The following is a 17220-nucleotide window of genomic DNA, read 5'->3' as shown; positions in this document are numbered from 1 at the left end:
GTTGGATTAATAATGGTCAAGGTTCATTTAATAATATCGGAGCCATCACAGATTTTGTAGGTGGCTTTAGAGACAATACACAATATCTCACAGGAGATGTTGATCAAGATGGTGATGCTGATTTAATTGAAGTTTGGCAAGACGGAGATGTATACAAGTCCACAAGTTGGATTAATAATGGTCAAGGTTCATTTAATAATATCGGAGCCATCACAGATTTTGTAGGTGGCTTTAGAGACAATACACAATATCTCACAGGAGATGTTGATCGAGATGGTGATGCTGATTTAATTGAAGTTTGGCAAGACGGAGATGTATACAAGTCCACAAGTTGGATTAATAATGGTCAAGGTTCATTTAATAATATCGGAGCCATCACAGATTTTGTAGGTGGCTTTAGAGGCAATACACAATATCTCACAGGAGATGTTGATCAAGATGGTGATGCTGATTTAATTGAAGTTTGGCAAGACGGAGATGTATACAAGTCCACAAGTTGGATTAATAATGGTCAAGGTTCATTTAATAATATCGGAGCCATCACAGATTTTGTAGGTGGCTTTAGAGACAATACACAATATCTCACAGGAGATGTTGATCGAGATGGTGATGCTGATTTAATTGAAGTTTGGCAAGATGGAAGTGTATACAGATCCACAAGTTGGATTAATAATGGTCAAGGTTCATTTAATATCGGAGCCATCACAGATTTTGTAGGTGACTTTAGAGACAATACACAATATCTCACAGGAGATGTTGATCGAGATGGTGATGCTGATTTAATTGAAGTTTGGCAAGACGAAGGTGTATACAGATCCACAAGTTGGATTAATACTTCTATTTTTGGAACAGAGGGTAATGATATTCTGTTTGGTAGTGCAGACAGTGACACCTTCAAAGGCAGTCAGGGTAACGACAGCATTAATGGTGGAGATGGCATTGATACCGCAGACTATAGTCTACTAGGTCAAAGCATTACCTTGTCAGGTGTCGGAACCATTACCAAAGCTGGGGGATTGGGGCAAGACCAACTCTTTAAAGTAGAAAGGATTATTGCTAATGCTAATGTTGGCAACAACACCATAGATGCATCCCAATCTTTGCCAGGAGTATCTATCACCGTTAACCTGCAAACTCAAAGTTTGGCTGCCAATAACGTTCCTGGTTTGGGGACATTGCCATTTACTGCGGTCAACTTTGATAATGTTGTCGGCACAAATTCAAATGACATCATTTTTGGCGACAACCAAAGTAACCTATTATTTGGTAATGGGGGTAATGATACCTTAATAGGTGGCTTTGGTAGCGATACTCTTTGGGGCGGTGTAGGTGCTGATAAGTTTCTGTTCAACCAAGTCAATGAAGGTATTGATGTCATCAAAGATTTTCAAAGGGTAGAAGGTGATATTCTCCAAATTTCTCAAGTGAGGTTTGGTGCTACTTCTATAAGCGAATTTAGTTACAACAATTCAACAGGTAAGTTGTTATTTCAGGGTATTCAGTTTGCAACTATCGAGAATACACCAGCTGACTTTTCAACTTTTCAGGATATTCAGTTTGTTTAGATTTTATCCCAATTGCTTGATTGCCCATTTGATGTCTAGCAAAGTTATTTCCAGTTAGGAGATAACTTGACGAGCGCTCCTCTCATCCCTCGGATTATTACCTTCATTAGACCTCTTGCAAGAGGTAGGGAAAGGGAAAAGGAAAATTCCATCCCTTTCCCCCTTCCCCCTTACCCTTTTCACACTTCTGCAAGAAGTCTATTCAGTCGATATTCTTGCAAAGAGAACTGAGAAAACTCCTAAAGATTATGAATTTCGATTAGTATTACAGGTTACTACAACTAAAAATGTCAAATGCTCAAGCTAGTTGTAACTTACAAACAAAATCAAAAGCTTAATAATTCCAATTAACAAGAAATCTAAATTTTAAAACGGCTCAGACCATCGCTTAACTAAAACCTCCCCAGAACTTCTATCAGGGCTTACGTGCAAATATTTACTCGTGGTGTCTAAACTTGTATGCCCTAAAGTAGCCTGAACCGAATGTACCGGAACACCTTCTTCTATTGCGTGGGTAGCACTGTGCCTAAACCAGTGTGCTGAAACATTCATGGCATTCTCTAATTCTGCCGCCGCCGCCCTCTTCACCACTCGGTCGATGTGGGAAGGTGCTAAAGGTCTACCCGTAGCACTGGCAAACACAGGCGCATCTTTCAACGCTTCACCTCGCAGTGACATTTCTCTCTAGTAGTTCAAAAGTCCAAAGCAGAGATCGCGTTTTGCTTCTGCTTCTCGGTGACACCCAGGTAGCGCTCCAAAGCTGCCAAAGTCCGATGCCCCGATATCTCCTGTATGTGGCGCAACGGTATTCCAGCATCACTCATCCTGGTTAACGCAGTCCTGCGAAAGCTGTGAGTACTAACGCCCTCAATGCCCAGCCGCACACAGGTATCTCTGAGGATTTTGTCAGCACTAACCTTATGAATATGCCCTAACCCATGCCGCCCCGGAAACAAAAACTCCTTACGGCGGTTAGGGTTGTACTCTTCTAAATACTGCCTTAGTTTCTGATGCACTTGGATTTCCCTGGTGTCTCGCTTGCCTTTGGTGTTGACGCTGCGTAGTACTAACACGCCTCTAACACCGTTGCTGCCAAACACATCTAGAACCGCCAAAGTGCAGGCTTCGTTAATTCGGCAGGCAGCGTAAAGGCACACGCCAAATAAAGCGCGATCGCGTGGGTTGACAAAGCCCTCAGTAAATAGGACATTGATTTGATCGGGTGTGAGGATTTCTGCCCTGCCGAACCGGTTTATTTTCATAGGTTCTAGCCTACATTGTCTAAACGCAATTAAACAATGTAAGTCACCAAAAACCCTATTCTATCGTGAGCGATGACACCCGATTAACCCAGACTTATCAATCAGCCCGAAAGCGCGACCGCTACAACCCGCATTATCTCGTTGGCTGATAAAACCTGCTTATGCTTGCGGCGCGATTACCACTTGCAGGTATGATCCGCACCAGTATGATTTGCTCATGTTGCGGCTTGCTCAACTGTCTATACTGCTTGGGGTACAAGTATCATCGGAACAGAAAACCGGGATAAGAAGCATTACATGAATACTACAAAAAATTTTAGGTGCTGAAACTCTTGATTTATCGTTAGGCAGTAGTTAGTGATTTGAAAAGTGAGCTACTACAACTTTCAAAAAAATCCTTACGCAATAAGGCTTTTAAGCTTAACCCAGTTTTCTGTTCCATTGATACTCACACCCCAAACCCAAGGGTTTTTGAAGTAGAAGGGAACAGGCAATTTTATCTTTGAACTCCTACTATTGCGTGTTGCCTGTTCCCTATTCTTTACCCTAAAGGGGTTGATAAATCAACACTCTCCTAACCTATGTAACTATGGCTTTAGTTTTTAACTACTTTGATTGACATAAAATCCAAGCAACAGATTCTTGAAAGAGTAAAACTTCTCCTCATCTTGGATGCCATAATACCCTGTTGACTCAAAAGATTTTTCTTTTGCTAGGGTGAGTCGAAAGATGGGGTTATGCTCGTAGGTTTCTCCGTAAGTCGAGGTAGAGCGACTATCGAACAAATCCTCAGCCACCTCGATCAACTCACGTGGATTTTCGCGCTTATGATTGTCGGGGCTGCTCAAGATGTCCTGGCTGGGAGACTTAGCTTTGTCGTAGTGTTCTAAACCTGTTAAGGGAGATTTCCACATGGCAATATAGACGGTCTTAGTTAAGGGGGTGTATTGGTCTGCTTCGGTCAAGTAAGTATATTTAACCCCACATACTCTCCAATAATTGATATCGGCACGGCTACAAGCACCACTTTTGGGGCTGGCGTTGGAAAGGTCAAAAATATTGACTCCTCTCTCTCCAACTACAGACATTTTGACGTTAGGGGTGTCAACATCGGTGACGACTAGGGCTGTATTCTCGTCTGGCGCATAAGCATCGTTAATCGAGTTGTTCCAGGCCAATCGCACAAATCGCCCCTGTCGTCCTCGTTCGGCAAAGTGGGTATCGAGAATGCCATATTTGAAGAAGCCAAAGCCCCCCTCTGGATAATAGGAGAGATCGTCCTGATTGGGGCAGTAGTTTTTGTTAGAGAGGGCTTCTCTGTTCTGTTTGCACAGTTTTTTATCTAAGAGAGCTTCATAGCTCTCACCACCAGTAATCATGGGGAGCTTAACGGTATTATTTCTGACGTAGCTGCCGCCAGCTTGAACGGCTGTCCCAGCACTGGTTCCAAAAATTGCTGCTCCTGAATCATAGTTTCGGCGAATGGCTGTCAGTACGGTGCTATCAGTGTTGTCTTTATTAAGAAAGGACTCAATCAGTCGGGATTGATCGCCACCACCGAAGAAAAAGCCCGTCATGCTGTTAACTTGTTTAACTACTTCTGGGCTATTTTTGTTAGAAATGTGGTCTAGATCGATGGGTATAACCTGAGCATCAGCAGCGCCCAATTTTTTGAAGGCTTTAACGTAGTAGATCCCGTTATCTTTGTAATTACTGGCTTTACAGGGGTCGTTAGCATATTTATCATTGCTGGGGGAGTCAGATGCTGCTGTAATCACCCCAATTTTTGCCTTAGACGAACCCCCTGCCAGTTCAATCATTTTCTGGTAAATAGCTTGAGTGTGAACAAAGCTAGGGTCGCTCTTACCTGGGTCATTGTTACAACTTTGCAGAACTGGTTTCAACCCACCTCCGATAAGAACGAGGGATTTAGCCGAAGCGGGCAGGCTAGTGAACAGACTAAACCCTTGAAACATCAATACTAGAAGGGACAGAAGCAGAAACTTTCGGAGTTTTTTCATATCGCGTTCCTTGCTAAACTTTGAGCAATTTTTGTCTAACCGTCAGTGTTTCACGCAATCCATTGTCTCCTATTTAGTATACTACTGAAGTCTGATAACCTTCTAGTTGCAACATATCAATTTAAGAATCAGCCCCATGACGGAAAGCTGACTTAATAAAGTCTGAATGAGTCTGATTAGTAAAAATCACCACTTTACTATTAGTATTCCTTTTAATTGAACGAGTAAGTTCTAAGCCACTCATATCGGGTAAGAGTAAATCAACTAACACAACATCAGGGTTAGTCTGTTCAATTAACTGAAACCCTACCTTTCCACTGGTGGCTGACCCTGTAACTTCTATATCTGGAGATTGTGAAATAGCACCTTTGATGCCTAAGAGAGTGAATGTTTCTGGTTCAACAATTACTATTTTCAGCATAATTTTGGTAATCCTCTAATAATAAATGGCTATTTATTGACTGATTTATTATTGGTGTCTAGCGGACACGTAGTAGACACTGCGTGTCTCGGTCGTGTCTGGGGTAGTGTCTGCTGGTGTCTATGCTATATAAGGCTTTAAAGCTTTAGTGTCTGTGGTGTCCGGTGTCCAGTGTCCGCTAAAAAAGGGTGTTTTTGAGGCGAGACACCAGACACAAAGGGCAGTCAAATTTGATTGAGCTTGATAACACCAAGGGCTATCCAGTCCGCCAATCCTGCCCCCACAATTTCATACATCCAGCCCTTGATTTGCTCCACAGTAAATCTCTCACCAGCCACTTTAAAGTTGCCTTTGAACTCTCTTACATCAGCTGAGATTCGTTCAGTTCTAGTGAGATATTCATACAGTTTTTGCGCCATTGGTGAAAGCTTCGTTTTGTCCTCTGGGGTATTGTCTACCTTGTTACCAAGATTAAATTCCAGTTCATAAATGCGCTCTAAAGTTGCTTTATCCATAGGGGGATTTAGCTTTAATTCTGTTGCTGATACAGTGTCCGCAAAGTCAGATATTTTGGCGCTCATTTTAGGCAGATTGACATCAAGCCATTGGCTAGAACTATCAAGTTTTACCTTTGCAAAACCAGTAGATTTTGGTTGCAATGTGACTAAATCTACTTCTGCCAAACATTCAACTTGCAACATTTTAGAAACAAGGTTATGTAATCCCTTAATCCCAAACATACAGGACTGAGTATTGTTGTGAGCCACTACAGTTAATGGCATCTCTTGCTTACGAGATTTAGTCAGTGCCAGCTTGCCAAATTTCTCTAACAGTTCCGCATCTTTAATGAAGTCGCTATAGGTGGTGGCTTCCTCACAGATGAGAGATAATGCTTTGCCCTCCGACCATAGTTTCTCTCGCCACTTCTCCTCACTTAAAGATGAATTATTAAAGGTTTGTAATCGCGTCTCTATTTCACCAACGTAAATACGTATCTGTTGTTCAATATCTGACCACGAATGATAACTTTCAACCCCACGCCACTCACTACGATTGGAATCTGGATCTAAAACGATTACTCGATAACCTGCCTCTTTTTTCTGTTTAGCAACGTAACGAGCCAGCCAACTTTTACCGCCGCCTTGATTGCCCCAGATTAAGCACGTTTGTTTGACTAAGTTTTGTACCCAGGCATCGGGCGAAGCTGCATTGCTTGCGATCGCTCCTGACTCAGAACCAGTAACCTTGTCTTTGGGGTCAATCGTTCCCTGTAAAGTCTGACTACCTTGTAGATAAGGCGTTTTCATCTCGCGCAACTGCTTAATATACTCTGCCTTCTGTTCTTCAGTCATCCCCGCAGTTTGCGCTTCAAAAATAGCGTCAGATGCCTCCATTTGGGTAACTTCAATCTCAGTGTGGGCGTAAATCTCAGCTTTTTGGATGTCTACTGTGCGATCATTAGCGACTAGATCCAGGTCAGCTTGTAGTTGAACTTCTGCGATCGCAACATCTCTGTAACTCTCTAACAACTCGGAACGTGCAGCCATCTCAGCTTTTGCAGCATCCCGATGAAGGGCGATGTCTTCAAAAACTGCTCTCTGCTTCTCTTCCGATTGGCAGTGCCGCAGCATCCACCCAGCTAGCGCAAACCCCAGGAATCCCCCAAACGCCCAAAACGGTTTGCATGGGTTGGTCGCTTTCACCAGTCCGTTAATTCCGGTTGCTGCATCTCTGACAACCTGCCGGGGCATTCCTTCTTGTTTCCATTGCTCCCAGTAATGGGGGGTCATGCGAAATGGTCTGTTATTCTTGTCCTGACATACCAATTTTTTCTGGGGAGTCCGAACGCAGAAATAAATGCGGTCGCTTGACTCCCCTTTCCACGCCATCGCAGCCGAGCTAATTCCCACAGTTAAACTTAGCCCAATTGCAACAGCTTTCTTGTCCATCGGCAACTGTCCGAACCACTTCATTAAACCCGATTGTTGTGACTCAGATAAAGTTTTATGTTTGTCGCTTAAATAATTCATTTCCTCTGACTACCACCAAATAGAAAAATCATTAATATCGCTATAACTATCGCCACGCCTGCACCACTGCCCCAACTGGAATAATCCGCAGTTTTGGGCTGATACATCTTTTCAATTGAAGTATTAGCTGTACCAGTAGAAATTCTCGCTTCATTCCATTCACCCAGAGGATAGGAGAGCGCACATAACAAAGCTAATGATGCACTGCAACCAGTCATTAAATTAGTGACGAAATTATTAAACCCTTCACCTGTTGCAGTGGCAGTAAAGTACAAGTGTGCAGTGCCAACAGCTAAGAACATTCCAACTGGGTGAACTTGCAACAGATGAAATGTGAAAATAACTGCACTGTTTAGGCAACTGCCAGCGACAATTTCACAAGCATTGCCAGCACGTCTAAATGTTCTACCTCTGTTATTTTCTGGTAATGGTTGCGGTTGTGATGGTTGCTCAATTTTATGTTGCTGTGGAGTCTGTGCCAGCCCTTCAAATGAAAAAGGGCTGACGCTATGAGGATCTTCATTTCGTTTCCTTACTAGCATCAGCCTTACCTAATTAATTGATTATCTGTCGCCTAGTTTCTGCCACAAGTTACCCAACATTGCACCCCAACCGCGAACTGTTCCCGTTGCAGAAACACTAGATGCTGGTGCAGAAGTTTGGCTAGTAACTGGTATTACTTCTTGGGGTGTTTGATTTGGCTCTAATGCTCTTGAACCATACCGCGCACGGGCTAAAAGCTGTTGGCGTTTCTCTCTTAATCCTGTTGTGATTGCCTGCCGTTCTGCTTGCACAACTTGCCTATTTTCTATACCGCTAATCTTGTTTTCATGTCTCCACAATTCAGCTTGTAAATCGTGGTGTAATTGGGCGGCAACTTCGGTTAATGCGTGTTTGCGTTTTTGGTCAATTCGCAGGAGGTCTGCTCTATCTTGGGCATCTATCTTGCTCATCTCGCTGTCAAATTCAGCGTTAAGTTTACGGATTTTACCAATTGCACCCGCTACATGAGAGCCGTATTGTTTACGAAGTTCTGTCCAAGTTACTTGCCCTTTGGTCAGCTTCTCCATCGCCTCAAAGACAACCTTGGCATTGTCCAAGAATGGCTCTAATCTATCAGATAGTTCTTGGGCATTATTGGCATAATCTGCGAACTGTTCGAGCTTATTTATATCGGAGAGATAGCCCAATATATCTGCCTCAAATCCTCCCCAGCCAAGCGCTTTTTCATCAATATGGCTTGCATGACCCATTGCCGGATTGCGTATTGCAAAGTCCATTATTTCATCTCCCTAGTGCTGATATTTAAGTTGATTAATCAGAGCCTCCGCAAGGCCAAGATGCTCATCTATTCCTACCGATTCTCGGATGCCTGGGGTAATGCTAGAAGCATGAGCCATCGCTTGGGCTGTTGAGTTAATCCCGTGCGCTGCTGTCTCGGCTACTATGAGATTTTTCACCACGCTTTCTAAAACTAGAAGTTTCTCTGTTCTGCCCAACTTTTCAAACGTGCTTCCATACACAGATTGCATCTCATCTAAATACGAACCATCCCCCGGCATTGTTGATGTGAAAAAACCAAGTGGTTTTGACATGATTTATCTCCTCAAAAGATATTATTTTTTGGACTCAGGGTTAACGTTTTAGACGGGCAATAATTTCAGCTTTCAACTCGTCTAACTTTGCTTGGTCAGCACTGGTGCGGTTACTACCTTTTTCAGAAGCTTCACGGGATGCTTTAACTAATTCTGGGGAGAACCCAGCACCCAGAAGAATCTTTTCAACATTTTCGTAATCTGACTTTTGCATCTTGTTTTTATTTTCAGTCTCGGCTTTGATTTGCTCTAACATCAAAGCGCGATCCGTTAGTGGCGATTTGCCCCAGTCTTCGGGGTTTTTATAGTCAAGTGCCATTTGTTAAAATCCTTAAGTACTTTTCGTTTTGCGGCGAGAGATACATTTCAGAGTGGGGCGATCGCTTTACTTCAATGCGACTGCGTTCGCTCATGACTTCTTTCCTTGACTTTGGATTTTTATCGGTGCGGTAGGTGATTCTCCTTGAGTCGGTTTCTGAAGTACATAGCTGATTGCACCTGCACCCCCGACAGCCGCAGCTATGGTGAACATATTGTTTTTACCAAAGTACTGCACTCCGAAGTAGCCAACGGCGATCGCTGCGGCTGTTGCTCCAATGCCTAAAAGCGTGTTTCTGAATGTGGTTCTGCTCATGCTGCCCCCTTAAAATTAGTGACCATTGCGCTAAGTGCTGATTTATTGGGCTGTGTAGATGGCGCTGTTTCTGCGGTGCGTGATGCTTGCACATTGCCGTGTTGAAAAATCAGCTTCTCTACACCTGCTGATAATGCTTGTGTCGGTGCGTCTTGGGGTAATTCAAACATCTTGCACAATTCAATTACTGCTAGGTAGGAGATGGTTATACGCCGAGATTCGTAATTCATTAACTAAGCTCCCTTTGAAATTTCAGTTAATAGCTTCAACCCCAAGGCATTGATGAATTGGGGATTTTTCAAGACCACAAAACCTAAAGCAGCAAGATTTTGATCCACCACGGGCATTGCTACACCCCCACCCCAGGCGACAAGGTATTTAGCGCGGTCTAGATAATTGCCAGCAGTCACAAAGTTGGCGAATTTCTCAATCCTGTTACTCCACCATTCATCTAGACACTGGCTGTACTCGGTTTCAAACTTCTTGCCAGTAAGGTGGTTGCCTCCATAAGTGAAAGTGCCTTCAATAATTCCCTGGTTCACCAAGCTGGGTGAGTGCTTCACATCCTTGGACAGCAGACTCACTCGGTCGTTTCGCTTGTCGAGCGCTTCTGCAATCATGGTATGCAGTTCACCGCAACCACCTTCAATCAGGTGACGGTCTATAACTGCACCACTGCCGTTAAACACGGTAATCAACCAAGTTGATGAACCGATATCGAGTGCGATCGCTAATTCTGAGGGGTCAAGAATTAGGGACGCTTCACCGAATAAGCAATGGGCAATGCTGCCAAATCCTTCGGGGTAAATGCCTGTCACCACGATGTCAACTATCTTGGTGACAATGGAACGGGTTACAGGGTGCAGATGTTCAAAGGTGTGAGTCCCTTCAACTCTGCGCTTAATCTCAGTCGCCCAGCGTTCGGGGTTGTGGTTGCTCAAACTAATTGAAAGTTTGACCCCATCGGGAATATTGAGAACTGCTAAGTCTGCAAGGATGCTTTCTAGTGCCAGTTCTGCTTTTTTGGCTTTATCCTCGTGCAGCAGAGTGTGGTCACTTTGAGCTAGAGCAGCACTGCCCCAGAAAAATTGAACATCTTTTAAGTCAAGCCGCGAACCTTCTACATAACGCACCCATGCCCCATCTTTTGAGATAGTCTCGTGGTGCATGATGTTTCGGTTGCGAACAAGTGAGTATACGGCAGGCATCATGATCGAAAAATCACCCATGATTGCCTTGCCATACCCTGCACCTGAGTCTTTTCCGGCGGTAAGGTCAGTTAGCCCTGATTTGGCTAACAAGTCTGCTTGAACTAGCCAGTTTTTGGCATTGGTGTATATAGCTGTCATGGTTCAGATGATTGGTGAAAGTCTTGATTTGCGAGGATTTACCAGGATTTTTAGCTAAATAAGCACAAATCCAGATATCCAGTTACAGGTTCGCCTTAACATCACTTTCTGGCTTCTGTTGCCTTTGTTTTGTGGCTGTTTTTGGCTAACTAATGCTATATTAACCTATATAGGTAAGTTAATGCAACTTACCTATGTTGCTTATTTGCTGTAACTTAACCTAATGCCATAATTGAGCCAAGTACAGCAATAGGTGAGATGGATAACTCTGAAGAAACAGGAGATAAAACAGTGAAACTTGTTGTTTTCTTGTCGGACGATGAGCGAACACAGTTTAAAATAGCTTGCGCTCGTAATAAAACGTCCATGAGCCAACAAGCAAGAGAACTAATTCTTAATTGGATAAAGTCTGAAGAAAAATAGGAAGTACCAACTGCCAGCACTGGATAAAGAGTCTAATAAATAGCTATTGGTTCAAAAATGTAGTGTCAAGCATTAGTATCAGTAAAGAAAAAGCTAATTTCACATCATTAATTTTGATGTCGCCAATGTTAGCAGTGAAAGAACTACCGAGCGATTTTCAACTCCCGCCGCACAACGAACCGGCATTAGAGATGCTTAGGGAGGCGAAAGACTATGCGTCCACTCAAGCTCTAGCGGCTGGTGGTGCTGCGCTGGCTACAGGAGGCATAATTCATCCATTTGGATGGGTTCTTTTTGGATTGGCTTACAAGCCGTTGATACGAATTCAAAAACTTGCGCGGCTGGAAAAATTAACAGCCCTACTTTTGAATGAGTTTAAAAGCCAAGGTATACAAGTCTTTCCAGTGCTAAAGCCCGAAGACAAGAACCCCATCGACTTGTTTATTAGGTTTCCGAGAAAGACACATCTGTTTATCTCCATTCGTTCACGGGGAGATAGTCAGGTGGTCTACAACGAAAAAAGGGAAATTCTACAGGTGAAAAAGAAAGATAAAAATGGTTTAACCACCTGGAAACCCTGCCCATTAGTTGAGCTATCGGATTACGAGAGATGGCTGACTAAAAATAGAGATTTGTTTGGAATGTCCTCGAAAGAGGTAACAAAAACACCGACAGCAAAAGTTTTGGTCTTATGGAGTCCAACTCAGGCAGCATCTGACCACAACCCACATCTTTATTCTGAGATGGGCAGTATGAAAATTCTGGCTCTCAGGAGAAAAGGTACTACGTTTGTAATTCAAGAGGAGGAAGTAACCGAGTTCATCAAGGCTTGGTTAGCCAAGTACGAATAGGCTAAAAGCTGAAAACCCTAAGTCTCGATGAGACAAACGGGCTTTCAATTGGAATTGGGGTATAGGTTTCGCCGCCTAATTAATATCCCTAATAGTAATCTTATCAAACCTTTTTGAGTGTTAAGCGATTGTAACACTGGCTACACAAAAAACGGCAACTCAGGAATTTTATCAAATTCGATTTCTGAACGTTTGTATTAGAAGATTACTTTCGGGATAGCTCCAATTCCTCCAACACACTTCAGGAGGAATAGCTCTCATGTCACCATTACAACAATCTCATAACTCAGTATCGCCGCAATCAGCAGATGCTCAAGGGGCAAATTCTGCTGCTTTGACAAAACTTGAGTTGATTGAGAGTCGCATAATCAAGTTTGCGTTTAACGCTACTGGCACAAACAAAGACTGGGACTTTAAGAAGCTGGCCGGCAACTTCGTTGATGTAGAAGGCACTCTAGCCGATGTCCAGCAACATATTAAAGCAGGTCACGCCATCTGTGCTGGCTTGTTGGATGGTAAATGGCGCAGTAAGGCCAATATAATCGGTTCTCACTGGCTACTACTCGACATTGATAATTCCAATATCGCCCGTGATGCTTATGACAAGCCAATTAAAGACGAAAATGGGAATTATATCAAAGTTTACGATCACCAATTAACGATCAAAGAAGCCCTAGCCCATCCCTTCATTAAAAAACACTGCGCCTTAATGTACACCACTGCCAGTCACAAACAAGACTGGCATAAATTCCGGTTGATTTTTCTTCTCCCCGAATACGTTCAGGGTGCTGACACTGTAGAAGCTTGTACACGCTTTTTGATGCAGCAGTTGCCCCATGACCCAGCCTGTAAAGATGCTTCGCGTGTTTTCTACGGCAGCACAGAGGCAGAATTCCCGCTAGTCAACCCTGAAGCCACTTTACCAGCAGAATGGATAAGTGAGGCGATCGCGATCGCGCAAATTGAGCGTATTGAGTATCAGCTAAGAATTCAGGAAATTGAGTCACGGCGTAAAGAGTGGCGTGAGATTTCCCTCGCTGAAGGCTGGGACATTGACCAGCTAATCCAGAATGCGCTTTCATTCATCCCACCGCGCACCCCAGGAAGCGGCAATTATGACGAATGCCGTCAGGTGTTGATGGCGCTGGTTAACCATTATGGGGCATCAGAAGCGGAAATTATAGCCGAGCAGTGGTCGCCCAGTATCAAAGGTTCAACTTGGAACATCCACGCTAAGATTCGCAGTTTTAGACGTGGGGGAATCTCAATCGGTACACTGTTTCACATTGCCAAACAGTATGGTTTTCGGTTCCCTAAACGGCAGTATGAATATAACGAACGCGACCAAGGAGTAATTAGCCGTGAACAGTGGGAACTTGGGCGAGTCAGAGAGGACTTGAGCAGCTTCCAAAATTTATTAAAGCAAGCGATCGCGCCTTTTGCTTCAATATTTAAAGGATTTAAAGCGCCACCATCGCCGCCGCCCGAACCGGAAATTAACACCCCTTCACCCAATGTAATTATCTACAACAGAGGCAATATCCCGTTCAAAACCGAAATTACAGGCGATATCTCTATTTCCTGCCAGCCAGAGGAACATATTGCTGCTTGGGTAGAGGCTGTTTCTAAGGGCTGGACGCAAATCTTAGATAATTCTCACCCAGGACTCGGCAAGTCTTACAACGCGGGGCAACTGACGGCAGCCCTATTTGGCGTTGATAAACTAATTTACCAAGATGCCAACCACAGAAACCCATCTACACTGCCCATTGAGACGAATTTCGTTGATCTGCCAGTGCGTCACAACGGCTTTAAGCTAGATCCCACCCGCAAAACTCCTACTGGTGAAGATTTTAAACTGTGGACTAAAGCGGGTGAGACTGCCGACACTGACGGCAATTGTCACAGGACTTACTTATTTAATGCCTTCCGCAGCAAGAATTTTAGCAGCCTTGATTTTGAAGAGAGCGGCATCAGCCCCATCTGTGGCGGTTGTTCCCTTAAAAATCAGTGCCGTTTTGCTTACGGGGACGGTTTTGGATTCCGCTTTCAAAAACGTACAGTTATTCAAAATTATTCTGAACTTAGAGCGCACCCAGACTCTACACCTGTCACCTTAACTAACGCTGCTGACCAAACTTTCACTGTTGGGCGGTTATGGGAAGAAGCAGGTACGCTCATCAAGCCCGTGCGTTCTCTTGATGTGAAGCGAGGCGATTTTGAAACCACTGTGGGCAAGCTGCTACTGTTAGAACCAAATCTTCTGTCACAAATCCAACCTGCACTCTTAATTTTACACCAACTATTTACTCAGCACCTTTTACCAAATTCCCGTTACGGGTTTGATGATGCCAGCATACGTGCGCTGCTGCCGGCTTTCCCCGCCGATTTAGATATTGAAGCGATTCGCCAAGCCTTAGAACCTGATTTAACTTTCCTAGAGGACTTAGACTCTATTGATGTTACCCAGGATAAACAACTCAAGAAAAGTGCTGCGGCTCGTTATGCTGCCAAAAAGTTAGTTAAAGACAGCGCACGAACAGCCGGCAGGGAGTTTCTTGACTTGCCTAATTACTGGTTGCCTGACTTTCTCGAAGCTTGGAAAGGTGATGGTAGTTTTCAATCTCAATGGGGTGTACTCAGCATTTACCGCCGAAATCCCAAGCATACTGAATTGGCGAAATCTGCCCAATTTAATATTTACCTTGATGCCACTTTCAAATCTCACCAGTTGAAATTCAAATTGGGCATCGATGAGCCTGTGTTAGTCATTGAGCAACAACGCCCAGACTACGGCAATTTAAAAGTCGTCAACGTTACTGGGCTGGGTAAACTGCCCAAAAATCGCTCTGACACACTTAGCGCCCGTGTGAATGCCCTCAAAGAAACCTTGAAAAAACTCTACCCCACCCTTGGCATTATCGATTGGAAACAAATTGCATCCCAAATTGCAGACCGCACAGAATACGGTCACTTTGTCGATGGGCGTGGTGTTAATAGGTTTAGTGATGCTCCAGCGATCGCAAGTTTTGGTATTCCCTACCAAAACATCGGTGTTTTAGCAGCACAATATCAGGTAATGACTGGTGAAACAGTCAACCTGGAAGATAAAAACAGCACTTTCCAAAAGTATCTCACTGAACTAATCAATGCAGAAATTATACAAGAGATTGGCCGATTACGCGCTCATCGTCGCTCCAATCAGGAGCTAACATTTTACTTCTGCGCTGACTATTCACTGAGTTTCCTTTTAAATGAGTTACCATCCGTGAAATTAGAGAGCGTTGATGCTTTCCAACTCTGCCCTGAAGCTGGTAACGCCAGTGAGCAAACAGGTCATGCTATAGTCAATGCCCTAAAGTCGCTTTGGCAGTCAAAACAGAAAATTACCCAAACTGCGATCGCTAATATTGCTGAAATCTCCCAGGAATGGGTGAGTCGATTTACCCAGCGCTGGGGGGGCTGGCAGCACTTTAAAAAATTATTACTCTTGCTATTAGATAGTCTTAATAGCGGTAGTAATAAAAATTTGGCGGACTTAAACGACGATGAAAAGTGGTTAGCGCGTGAATACTTTCCCCTGTTGATCACTGAATCGGAGTCATCACCAGACCCCCTGTTAGAGGCGGTGGCAGAAGTTGCCCAAATCATTGGTAGTACTGCGATGCGGCGAGTTTTGCACTTTTGTAGCCCTGAAGTTAGGGCTTCACTGCTGATGATTGTACTGAGTTGTCTGCCTACTGAAGTTTACTCAGACTTTGCCCCAATGCCAGCCGTAACTAATCCGACAGTGACCTGAGAAAATTATCAGCTTACATCTCTACTGCTCATCACAGTAATAAAAAATGCTCTAAATTATAATTATGCACTTAGTTATTGAGTGAGCGTCTCGTTCAGTATGCCTTGTCACGCTGTCCAGAAACCCTGTACAGCATGAGTGCATAAAGATTACTGCTTTCTACGGTAGGAGTAAGGTGCTTTTACCGTAAAACACATTGTCAACACAGTAAAGCTACTTTTGTTCAGATCGTAGAACAATGTTTTAATAATGTACTTCACCTTATAGGCTGTGTAATCCCTTCCTTTGCCTTAAAGGATAAACAAGCATTGTCAATATCATGTCTATGACACTATGCAGATAAGGTCAACAAAAAGTAACATTGTCAGCGAATCTTTATCATCAAGATAAAGAGTTAGATAAATCTTTTAGTGCATTGAAAATATGTTCATTTAACTCAAAAATTTATTTTAATTGAGAATTATTCCTTTGAGCATTTTTTAAATGGTGTAAAGTTTTTCCCATCATAAAATATTTTGCTTTTGTTAATATCTTGGAAAATAACTCCACTTGGGTTTGATATTTCTAGTAGCTTATGTGGGTGTTGCTGTTGCCAATCAAATAACATTGAAGATATAGTTTGACTAGGCTTTAATAGTTTTATTTCTTTCCCTGTAATTTCATAAGTAAACAAGTTGGTACTACCCAACCATGTTGAGCTATGACCAGTAACAAATATACGATCTAATACATAACTATAGTGACCTTGCGCCAAAAGACAGTTACCAAACCATTCTTCTATGAACGAACATGGCTTACTGTATAATTTAGGAAGAGGTATCGGCTTTTCAAGCTCGATTGATGTTTTGTAAGTCTTTATTAAAGCAACATAATCAGTTTCATCACCATTAATCCAGAGCCAGTAGCCAGTTTTACTCAAAATTAATTCATTGATTTCTCCATATTTATATTGTTTAGCTTTCACTTGTTGAAAAATCTTTTCATCACCTCTCTGCTTCACCAACAGATCATCATTTTGCCTTTTAGTTATATAAAATGTCTTACCATTATTAATTGGTATAGGAATTTGTGTTGTTGGTTTTTCAGAAATATTACCACTTTTATATTTCTGCTTTATCTCAGAGAGACAATATTTACTAATCGGTTCAGAATTAACATAAGGTACTAACACGAAGGCAGTTATAACTATGCTTAGTAACAGCTGATTGATGTATACAAGTGGCATCTTCAATACAAGAGAACGTGAGGAAGATTGTTCCATAATAGCTCT

Annotated in this window: 17 protein-coding genes; 4 read left to right on the top strand and 13 right to left on the bottom strand. The window is 43.0% G+C overall.

The annotated features are described in order from the left end of the window. On the top strand, window positions 1–1565 hold a 1565-nt coding region (locus F8S12_RS33245; protein WP_196520526.1), incomplete at its 5' end, for a hypothetical protein. A 366-nt stretch (window positions 1566–1931) separates the two neighbouring features. On the opposite strand, the gene F8S12_RS33240 is transcribed toward F8S12_RS33245, so the two are convergent. The 12 genes from F8S12_RS33240 to F8S12_RS33185 form a co-directional block, all read right to left on the bottom strand. Beyond that, the gene (locus F8S12_RS33240; protein ID WP_196520525.1) at window positions 1932–2243 is read right to left on the bottom strand and encodes a tyrosine-type recombinase/integrase; all 312 of its coding nucleotides are present in this window, start codon (window positions 2241–2243) and stop codon (window positions 1932–1934) included. Window positions 2244–2257: 14 nt separating this feature from the next. Next, a complete protein-coding gene (locus tag F8S12_RS33235; RefSeq protein ID WP_196520524.1) occupies window positions 2258–2827 on the bottom strand; it encodes a tyrosine-type recombinase/integrase in 570 nt (189 codons plus the stop codon). Window positions 2828–3429: 602 nt separating this feature from the next. After that, the gene (locus F8S12_RS33230) at window positions 3430–4848 is read right to left on the bottom strand and encodes a cyanophycinase (protein WP_196520523.1); all 1419 of its coding nucleotides are present in this window, start codon (window positions 4846–4848) and stop codon (window positions 3430–3432) included. Between the two features lie 121 nt (window positions 4849–4969). Further along, the gene (locus tag F8S12_RS33225) at window positions 4970–5269 is read right to left on the bottom strand and encodes a response regulator transcription factor (protein ID WP_230968443.1); all 300 of its coding nucleotides are present in this window, start codon (window positions 5267–5269) and stop codon (window positions 4970–4972) included. 224 nt (window positions 5270–5493) lie between these two features. After that, a complete protein-coding gene (locus F8S12_RS33220) occupies window positions 5494–7299 on the bottom strand; it encodes an ATP-binding protein (protein WP_196520522.1) in 1806 nt (601 codons plus the stop codon). Continuing rightward, window positions 7296–7841, bottom strand: coding sequence for a hypothetical protein (locus tag F8S12_RS33215; RefSeq protein ID WP_196520521.1), 546 nt, complete (start codon window positions 7839–7841; stop codon window positions 7296–7298). Before F8S12_RS33215 ends, F8S12_RS33220 begins: the two co-directional genes overlap by 4 nt. A gap of 21 nt (window positions 7842–7862) precedes the next feature. Further along, window positions 7863–8579: a hypothetical protein gene (locus F8S12_RS33210; protein ID WP_196520520.1), complete on the bottom strand. Its 717-nt coding sequence runs from the start codon at window positions 8577–8579 to the stop codon at window positions 7863–7865. 12 nt (window positions 8580–8591) lie between these two features. After that, window positions 8592–8894 (bottom strand): hypothetical protein, encoded by a 303-nt coding sequence (locus F8S12_RS33205; protein ID WP_196520519.1) that lies wholly within the window; start codon window positions 8892–8894, stop codon window positions 8592–8594. 40 nt (window positions 8895–8934) lie between these two features. Next, the gene (locus F8S12_RS33200; protein WP_196520531.1) at window positions 8935–9213 is read right to left on the bottom strand and encodes a hypothetical protein; all 279 of its coding nucleotides are present in this window, start codon (window positions 9211–9213) and stop codon (window positions 8935–8937) included. A gap of 90 nt (window positions 9214–9303) precedes the next feature. Then, window positions 9304–9528 (bottom strand): hypothetical protein, encoded by a 225-nt coding sequence (locus tag F8S12_RS33195; protein WP_196520518.1) that lies wholly within the window; start codon window positions 9526–9528, stop codon window positions 9304–9306. Continuing rightward, the gene (locus F8S12_RS33190; RefSeq protein ID WP_196520517.1) at window positions 9525–9758 is read right to left on the bottom strand and encodes a hypothetical protein; all 234 of its coding nucleotides are present in this window, start codon (window positions 9756–9758) and stop codon (window positions 9525–9527) included. Before F8S12_RS33190 ends, F8S12_RS33195 begins: the two co-directional genes overlap by 4 nt. 3 nt (window positions 9759–9761) lie before the next feature. Then, window positions 9762–10877 carry a ParM/StbA family protein gene (locus tag F8S12_RS33185; protein WP_196520516.1) on the bottom strand — a complete coding sequence of 372 codons (1116 nt, stop codon included), beginning with the start codon at window positions 10875–10877 and terminating at the stop codon, window positions 9762–9764. Between the two features lie 258 nt (window positions 10878–11135). Here F8S12_RS33185 and F8S12_RS33180 point away from each other — a divergent pair, with 258 nt between their 5' ends. The 3 genes from F8S12_RS33180 (at window position 11136) to F8S12_RS33170 (ending at window position 15950) form a co-directional block, all read left to right on the top strand. Further along, on the top strand, window positions 11136–11300 hold the full coding sequence (locus F8S12_RS33180) for a plasmid partition protein ParG (protein ID WP_190900111.1): 165 nt from the start codon (window positions 11136–11138) through the stop codon (window positions 11298–11300). 125 nt (window positions 11301–11425) lie between these two features. Beyond that, window positions 11426–12151 carry a hypothetical protein gene (locus F8S12_RS33175; RefSeq protein WP_196520530.1) on the top strand — a complete coding sequence of 242 codons (726 nt, stop codon included), beginning with the start codon at window positions 11426–11428 and terminating at the stop codon, window positions 12149–12151. Window positions 12152–12410: 259 nt separating this feature from the next. Beyond that, window positions 12411–15950, top strand: coding sequence for a PriCT-2 domain-containing protein (locus F8S12_RS33170; protein ID WP_196520515.1), 3540 nt, complete (start codon window positions 12411–12413; stop codon window positions 15948–15950). Window positions 15951–16410: 460 nt separating this feature from the next. On the opposite strand, the gene F8S12_RS33165 is transcribed toward F8S12_RS33170, so the two are convergent. Continuing rightward, a complete protein-coding gene (locus tag F8S12_RS33165; RefSeq protein WP_196520514.1) occupies window positions 16411–17211 on the bottom strand; it encodes a hypothetical protein in 801 nt (266 codons plus the stop codon). Window positions 17212–17220: the final 9 nt, after the last annotated feature.

It is taken from the genome of Nostoc sp. WHI (assembly GCF_015714725.1).
In the GTDB taxonomy this organism is placed as follows: domain Bacteria; phylum Cyanobacteriota; class Cyanobacteriia; order Cyanobacteriales; family Nostocaceae; genus Nostoc.
Note: the sequence above shows the minus strand (reverse complement) of the source record. Positions and strands in the feature narration are given on the sequence as shown.